The organism is Frankia sp. CeRuru1 (assembly GCF_977966315.1).
Window position 1 is genome coordinate 1 of the sequence record NZ_CDWWEW010000273.1, and the last position, 6,959, is coordinate 6,959.

Sequence of the window (6,959 nt, forward strand, 5' to 3'; positions counted from 1 at the left end):
CTGGCGAGCCCGGGAGGTCGTCCGGGCCGGGGCTGCGGGAGCGCAAGAAGCGGCAGACCCGCCGGGCCCTGCGGGCCGCAGCCATCCGGCTCGTCGCGGAGCGTGGTCTGGAGAACGTCTCGGTCGACGAGATCGCCGCCGTGGCCGAGGTCTCCACCCGGACGTTCTTCAACTACTTCCCGACGAAGGACGACGCGATCGCCGGCATCGATCCCGAGGACATCACCGAGATCAGCATGGCGCTGGCGGAGCGTCCTCCCGAGGAGGAGCCGCTGGCGGCGTTGCGGGCGGTCATACTGGACCGGGCCGCCCTCGTCGCGCCCGATCAGGCCGAGCTGTGGCGCGTCCGGCTTGCGATCATCCGTGCCCATCCGCATCTGACCATGGCCAACGCGGCCAGCTGGAGTTCCTACGAACGCGCTCTCGCCGAGGCGATCGGCCGGCGTTGCGGGCTCGATCCCGATCGTGACCCCTACCCCGTCGTGCTGGTCGCGACGACGTTGGCCGTCGTGCGAACCCTGACCGTGCGGTGGCAGGAGTCCCCGGATGACGCTTCGTTGCCCGACACTCTCGGCCGCGCCTTCGACATCCTGGCCCGCGGCCTGGCTCCGCCTGGTCCCTCCGGCACCTCAGACGGGTCCGGCGCCACACACGAGTCCGGACACGAGTCCGGACACGAGTCCGGCGGGTCGGACGGATCCGACGTGGTGGGCACCTCGAACGCGCCGATCACGTCGTCCCACCGGGAACGCCGGGCCCACCCGGAACGCCGGGAACAAGAACAACGAGGACAGCGACCCGAATGAGATCGACCGAGCACGTCGACGTCAGCGACGACCATGAAGGGAGCCGGTCATGACGCAGGCTCGATCGGCCGAGGACGCCGAGGACGCCGAGTCCGGCGGAACCGGCGCCGGCACGTCGCCGGCGCCCCGCGGCGGCGCTGCCGTGACCCCCCCGCAGGTCTCCGACCAGCGCCGGCTCTGGCTGATCATGGGAGCGCTGCTCCTCGGAATCCTGTTGGCCTCGCTGGATCAGACGATCGTGTCGACGGCACTGCCGACGATCGTCGGGGATCTCGGCGGCGCCACCCATCTCTCCTGGGTGGTGACTGCCTACCTGCTGGCCTCCACGGTGTCCACACCGGTCTGGGGCAAGCTCGGTGATCTGTACGGCCGCAAGATCCTGTTCCAGGTGGCGATCGTCATCTTCCTGGTGGGCTCGGTGATCGCCGGTGTCAGTACGTCGATGGGGCAGCTGATCGCCTTCCGTGCTGTCCAAGGACTCGGTGGCGGCGGGTTGATCATCAGTGCAATAACGATCATCAGTGATCTCGTTCCACCGCGCGATCGAGGCCGTTACCAGGGGCTGTTCGGCGCGACGTTCGGTGTGTCGTCGGTGGTCGGTCCGCTACTCGGCGGCCTGTTCGTCGACCATCTCTCCTGGCGCTGGGTCTTCTACGTGAACCTGCCGGTGGGCGCGGTCGCCCTGGTGGTGACGGCGTTGGCGCTCCCGGCGACGAGGAACCGCATCAGGCACGTCATCGACTACCTCGGCACCGTGCTCCTGGCCATGGCGACGACCAGCCTCGTGTTGCTGACCAGCCTGGTTGGCACCACCTACGCCTGGGGATCACCGGAGATCATCGGGATGGGCGTCGCGGGAGTTGTGCTCCTCGTCGGGTTCGTGTTCGTCGAACGAGTGGCGGTCGAACCCGTGCTGCCGCTGACCCTGTTCCGGGTCCGGGTGTTCTCGGTGGCCGGCGCGGTCGGCTTCGTCGTCGGCTTCGCGATGTTCGGCGCGATCGTCTTCCTGCCGCTGTTCCTCCAGGTGGTGAAGGGAGTCGACCCGACGGACTCCGGCCTGCAGATGCTGCCGGTGATGGGTGGGCTGCTACTCAGCTCGATCATCTCCGGCCGGCTCATCAGCCGGTGGGGCCGTTACAAGATCTTCCCGGTCGTCGGTACCGCGATGATGTCGATCGGCCTGTTCCTGCTGTCGTTCATCAGTCCCGACATCTCTACGCTGCAGCTCACGTTGTCCATGTTCCTTCTCGGGGTCGGGATCGGCGCGGTCCTGCAGGTCCTGGTCATGGCCGTGCAGAACGCTGTCGACTACCGGCAGATGGGCGTGGCCACCTCGGGTGCGACCTTCTTCCGGTTCATCGGCGGGTCGTTCGGTACCGCCGTGTTCGGCGCGATCTTCGCGAACCAGCTCAGAGGTAACCTCGCCGAGCGGTTCGCGGGCATCCCGTTGCCACCCGGTCTGTCCGCCTCCGGTTCCAACATCACCCCCCAGGTGCTCCACAGGCTGCCCCCGACGATCCGGGACGGATTCGTCCAGGCGTTCTCGGACGCGATGCAGACCGTCTTCCTGGTGGCGGTGCCGATCGGTCTGTGCGCCTTCGCGCTGGCCTGGTTGCTGCCCGAGATCCGCCTGGGAAACACCGTCGGTGGCGCACGGCCCGCGGCGCCGGGCTCGGCGGAGTCCGACGAGACCGCGGAGGTCCTCAAGTAGCCGCGATTTCGACCGCGCGTCGGCGCCTGCGCGGGACGCCCCGTCGGCACGCGGTCTTTCTGCTGCTGGTCGCCGCCGGGATCGCTGCCCGGGTCCTGGTGATCGTCACCTACCCGCCCGCGCTGATGTACCTCGGGGATTCGGCGGCCTACCTCGACCAGGCATGGCGGGACATCTGGCCGGGCGACTGGCGGCCGTCGGGCTACCCGATGTTCCTGCGGATCCTCGACGGGCAGGCCCACCTGACGCGGGTCGTCGTCGTCCAGCACCTGCTCACGCTGGGCGCGGCGGTGGCGCTCTATGCGGTGGCGTTGCGGGTTGCCCGCCGGCCGTGGCTCGCCGCCCTCGCCGCCACCCCCGCCTTGCTCTCCCCGTGGGTGCTGGACCTCGGCCAGTTCGTCCTCGCCGACAGCCTGTTTGGGGTTCTCGTCTCGGTCGGCGTGGCGCTGCTCGCGTTACCGGGACGCCCTCGGCCCGTTGCCTGCGCCGCCGCCGGCCTGCTGCTCGGAGCCTGCCTGTGCGTGCGGACGGTGGGCTACGGCCCGCTGGCGGTCGGCCTGGTCGTCCTGCTCGGCACCGTGCTGGCCGACCGGCGGCGCGCGACTTCCTGGGCCGGGTCGGTTGCCGCTCCTCGGGCGGCCCGACCCGTCCTCGCCTTCGCGCTGGCCGCCGCCGCGCCGATCCTGGCCTACTCTGGGTGGAGCGCCTCGGCGGGAGGGGGCTTCGCCGTCTCCGCGCACTCCGGGTTCTTCCTGTACGGGCGGGTGGCGCCGTTCGCGGATTGTTCCGCGCTGTCGCGAGCGGACCTGCGCACCCTGTGCGACCCACGGCCGGTCGACCAGCGGGGTTCGCCGGTTCGCTACCTGTGGCCGGCCGACTCCCCTCTGCGCCAGGGGCACCGGCACATCCCACCGGGACGGGAGGACCTCGCGGCCGAGTTCGCGGGCGAGGTCGTGCGTGACCAGCCGTGGATGCTGGTGACGACGTCGGCCCGGTACCTCGTCGGCTATCTCTCCCCGGTCCGGCATGAGACGACGAAGACCTCGCGGGCGGACACCTGGGAACTGCCGTCCAGCGTGACCAACGTGCTGACCCCGGACGATCCGCATGCCGACGACGGCTATTTCGTCGCGACCGAGGTGCACAACCCCGCGGCGGGCTGGCTGGCCGTCTACTCCCGCCTGGCCTACGCTCCGATGCCGCTCGTCGGCCTGGGCCTGCTGGCGGGTCTCGCGGCAGTACTGCTCGAGGCCGTTCGCCGGGTGCGCAGGAGTGGGGTGACGGCAGCGTGGCTGGGGGTCGGGCGGCTGTTCTGGCTGGCCGCCGGGGCCGGCCTGTCGACCCTTGTGCTGTCCGCGCTGACCTCCGGATTCGACTACCGCTACCTCGCCGCGGTCATCGGGCCGATCGGATCGGCCGCGATCCTGGGCGTGGCCGGATTCGTTGCCGCGCTCCAAACCCGGACCGCCGGAGAGCGCCGGCCGCCGGATAACGGACCGCCGGACAGCTGACGCCAAGCGGACGATACCGTCGTATCCGCCAAACGATCGTCGCTGATGTTCGACGGGCTGACCGGCGTTGTGGCGTGGTAGTCGGGGCGACACCGCCCGGCCGATGCTGAGAGGGTTGCCGACGTGCCTGGCGGGGATGCGTGGCAGGCGGTCGAAACCTCCACGCAGGTGCCTGGGACCGGTGCGGCGCCGGAGGCCTGGCGGGTGTCGGAGGTCCGGCGGGTGTCGGAGGTCCGGCGGGTATCGGAGGTCCGGCGGGTGTCGGATCCGGGGCGGCGCTGGCTTGTGACCGGGGTGGTCGCGGCCGGCATGGTTTTCTCCGCGCTCGGTGTGCTCGTCGCCGCGGTCGTGCCTCCCTTCACCTCGGCCGACGAGGCACAGCACACCGCCTACGCGTTCGTCGTCGCCGACGGCTCGTTGCCCGTGCTCGACTCGCCCGTGCACTCCCGCATCCCGAGCATGCCGGGACTGCCCGCCGACTGCGTGGTGTCGCCGCAGCAGGCGCGGGCCGCGGTGGCCTCCCACGTCGATCGGCTCTGCGGGGTGCGCCTCGGCCGACCACTGACGAATGCCGACCTCACCTACACCGCGAACCATCCACCGCTGTTCTACGCGGTCGAGGCCGTCCCGCTCCGGACGGGCGTCGCGCTGGATCATCCGCTGGCCGGTTTCCGGGCCGCCCGCCTTCTCAACGTGGCGTTCGGGATCACCGCGGTGATCGCGACCGCGGCGCTGGTCCGCGGTGTGCTGCCGGGGCGGCCCGGTGTCGCCGTCGGCGCGGCGGCGATCGTCGGCGTGGTCGGCATGTTCGTCCTCATCTCCGGCCAGGTCTACAACGACACCCTGGCGGTGGCGACCATCACCGGCCTGCTCGCGGTGGCCGTCGCGATCACCCGCCGGGGACCGGGGCCGCGGACCCTGGCGGCGCTGGCGGTGCTCGGCCCGGCCGCGGCGGCGAGTCGGGCCAGTGGCGCGTTGGCCGTCGCGGTGGTCGTCCCGGCTCTCGGTGCCGCCGTCTCGATGCGGACGTCCGGTGGCCGGCTGCGGCGAGCCGGGCGTGGCCTGACGGCCGCGGTCGCGCTCGTCGCGCTGACTTTCGCCGCGACCGGCTGGTTCTACCTGCGTAACGTGCGCCGGTACGGCGATCCCACCGCCTCGGGCCGGGTCGCCGAGATGTTCCCGATCCGCGATGGGCGGACGTCGGCCTGGCAGGTATTACGCGACAGCGACTTCTGGTGGCACGCCTACCGCGGGTTCTTCGGACGTCCCGTCCTGCTGACCGGTCACGCCCGGACGATCGCCGTCGGGGTCGCGGTCGTGACCGGCGCGGGCCTGGTGGCGGCGGGGGTTCGGGTCCTGGGCGCCCGGCTGCGGACCGCTGCATGCCCAGCCGCCCGGATCGCGGGTACCACCGAGGCCCGGCCGGTGGACGACGGGGTGGACGACGGGCACTCCGAGGCGGATCCGCCGGGAGGCCGGCTGGCCGGCAGCGTCGTCATCGGCCTTCTGCTCACCCTGCACTGCCTGCTCGTCGTCGCCACCCTGGTGGGATACGTCGCCGTCGGAGGCGCGCCGTTCACCCGGTACCTGCTGCCGATGCTGCCGATCCTCGCCTTCGTCGTCGCGGCCTGCTGCGGGTCGTTGCCGCTGGGCCGCCGCGGCCTGCCGACGGTCGCGGTCGTCGCCGCGCTGGCAGCGCTCACCGTGGTCATGCTCATCCGTGACCTGGCATTCAAGCGGCCCGCGCTCGCCCCGCTGGCGAACCTGGACCGGCTGCGGGCCGCCTGGGACCAGACGGCCCCGGGCCCGCCCGACCTCGGGCTGTCGTGCCTGGCGGGATGGGCCGTTCTCGGCGGTGTCCTGCTCGTTGTCGCGTTATGGAAGCTCGGTGACCCGGCGGTAGACGGCCGCGGTGAGCTGCGCGGTGCGCCGCCAGGTGAACGTGCGGGCGTGCGCCCGGCCGGCGTCGGTGTCGCCGGGGGAGTCGAGCAGCTCCAGGATCGCCTCGGCGAGGTCGTCGGCGAACGAGTCGCGGTCGGTCTGCCGAACGAGCCGCACCGGACTGCTGGGCCGGGTGATGGCCCGTCCGGGGGCCTGGCCAGGGGTCCGGCCGGCGGGGGCGGCGACGTCGACGAGAGCGGCGGTGACCTCCCGCACGGTCGGGATGTCGGCGGCGACCACCGGAGTCCCGGCGGCGAGCGCCTCCAGGGGGGGTAGACCGAAGCCCTCGTACCGGGACGGGAAGCACAGCACGCTCGCTCCGGCGACGGTCGTCCGCAGTGCCTCGCTGTCGAGGTAACCGGCGACGACGACGGCGTCGGACGGCAGGTTCGCCAGGTCCAGCGCCGGTCCCCACCCCGGAGGCCCGACGAGCACCAACGGCGGAGCGTCGATTTTCGTCGCGTGCAGTCGGCGGACCGCCTCCAGCAGCGCCGGGAGGTTCTTGCGGGGCTCCACCGAACCGACGAACAGCAGGTACCGCTCGGGCAGGCCACGGGCCCTGCGCCAGGCGAGGCTCGGCTTCGCCGTGGTGAACCAGGCGTCGTCGACGCCGAGCGGCGTCGGGGTCACCAGTGCGGGGTCGAGCCGGTAGGCCGTCACCACCTCGTCGGCCACCGCGCGGCTGGGCGTCAGCACGGCGGACGCCCGGCGCAGGCCGCGGGGGACCAGATCGCTGTAGCGGGCGGACGCCCCCGTCACCGTGTCCGGGGTACGCAGGTAGGACAGGTCATGGATGGTCAGCACACCGCGGGCCCGGCGCAGGGGTGGAAGGACGAAGTTCGTCGCGTGCATGACGTCGGCGGGGCCGGTGAGCCACTCGACGGGCGGGTACTCCGAGCGGGCCCAGGCGTCCTGCAACAGCCGGGCCGGTGCCCGCCGGGCCGCCGTTCGTACCCCGGCCGGCAGCGCGCCCGGGAGCTCGCCCAACCC

Annotated in this window: 4 protein-coding genes; 3 read left to right on the plus strand and 1 reads right to left on the minus strand. The window is 72.1% G+C overall.

Going from position 1 to position 6,959, the window contains the following annotated elements; genetic code table 11:
* The 3 genes from AC08OP_RS17630 to AC08OP_RS17640 form a co-directional block, all read left to right on the plus strand.
* Nucleotides 1-806: acyl-CoA-like ligand-binding transcription factor (locus AC08OP_RS17630; RefSeq protein ID WP_476615194.1), on the plus strand; the 806-nt coding region annotated here is incomplete at its 5' end.
* A gap of 49 nt (nucleotides 807-855) precedes the next feature.
* A complete protein-coding gene (locus tag AC08OP_RS17635) occupies nucleotides 856-2,517 on the plus strand; it encodes an MDR family MFS transporter (RefSeq protein WP_476615195.1) in 1,662 nt (553 codons plus the stop codon).
* A 98-nt stretch (nucleotides 2,518-2,615) separates the two neighbouring features.
* On the plus strand, nucleotides 2,616-4,028 hold the full coding sequence (locus AC08OP_RS17640) for a hypothetical protein (protein ID WP_476615196.1): 1,413 nt from the start codon (nucleotides 2,616-2,618) through the stop codon (nucleotides 4,026-4,028).
* A 1,875-nt stretch (nucleotides 4,029-5,903) separates the two neighbouring features.
* Here the strand turns inward: AC08OP_RS17640 and AC08OP_RS17645 are convergent.
* The coding region (locus AC08OP_RS17645; protein ID WP_476615197.1) for a glycosyltransferase family 4 protein at nucleotides 5,904-6,959 on the minus strand (1,056 nt) is incomplete at its 5' end.

Coding starts and splice junctions, on each gene's coding strand:
- AC08OP_RS17635 (WP_476615195.1), top strand. CDS start 856: ATGACGCAGGCTCGATCGGCCGAGGACGCCGAGGACGCCGAGTCCGGC.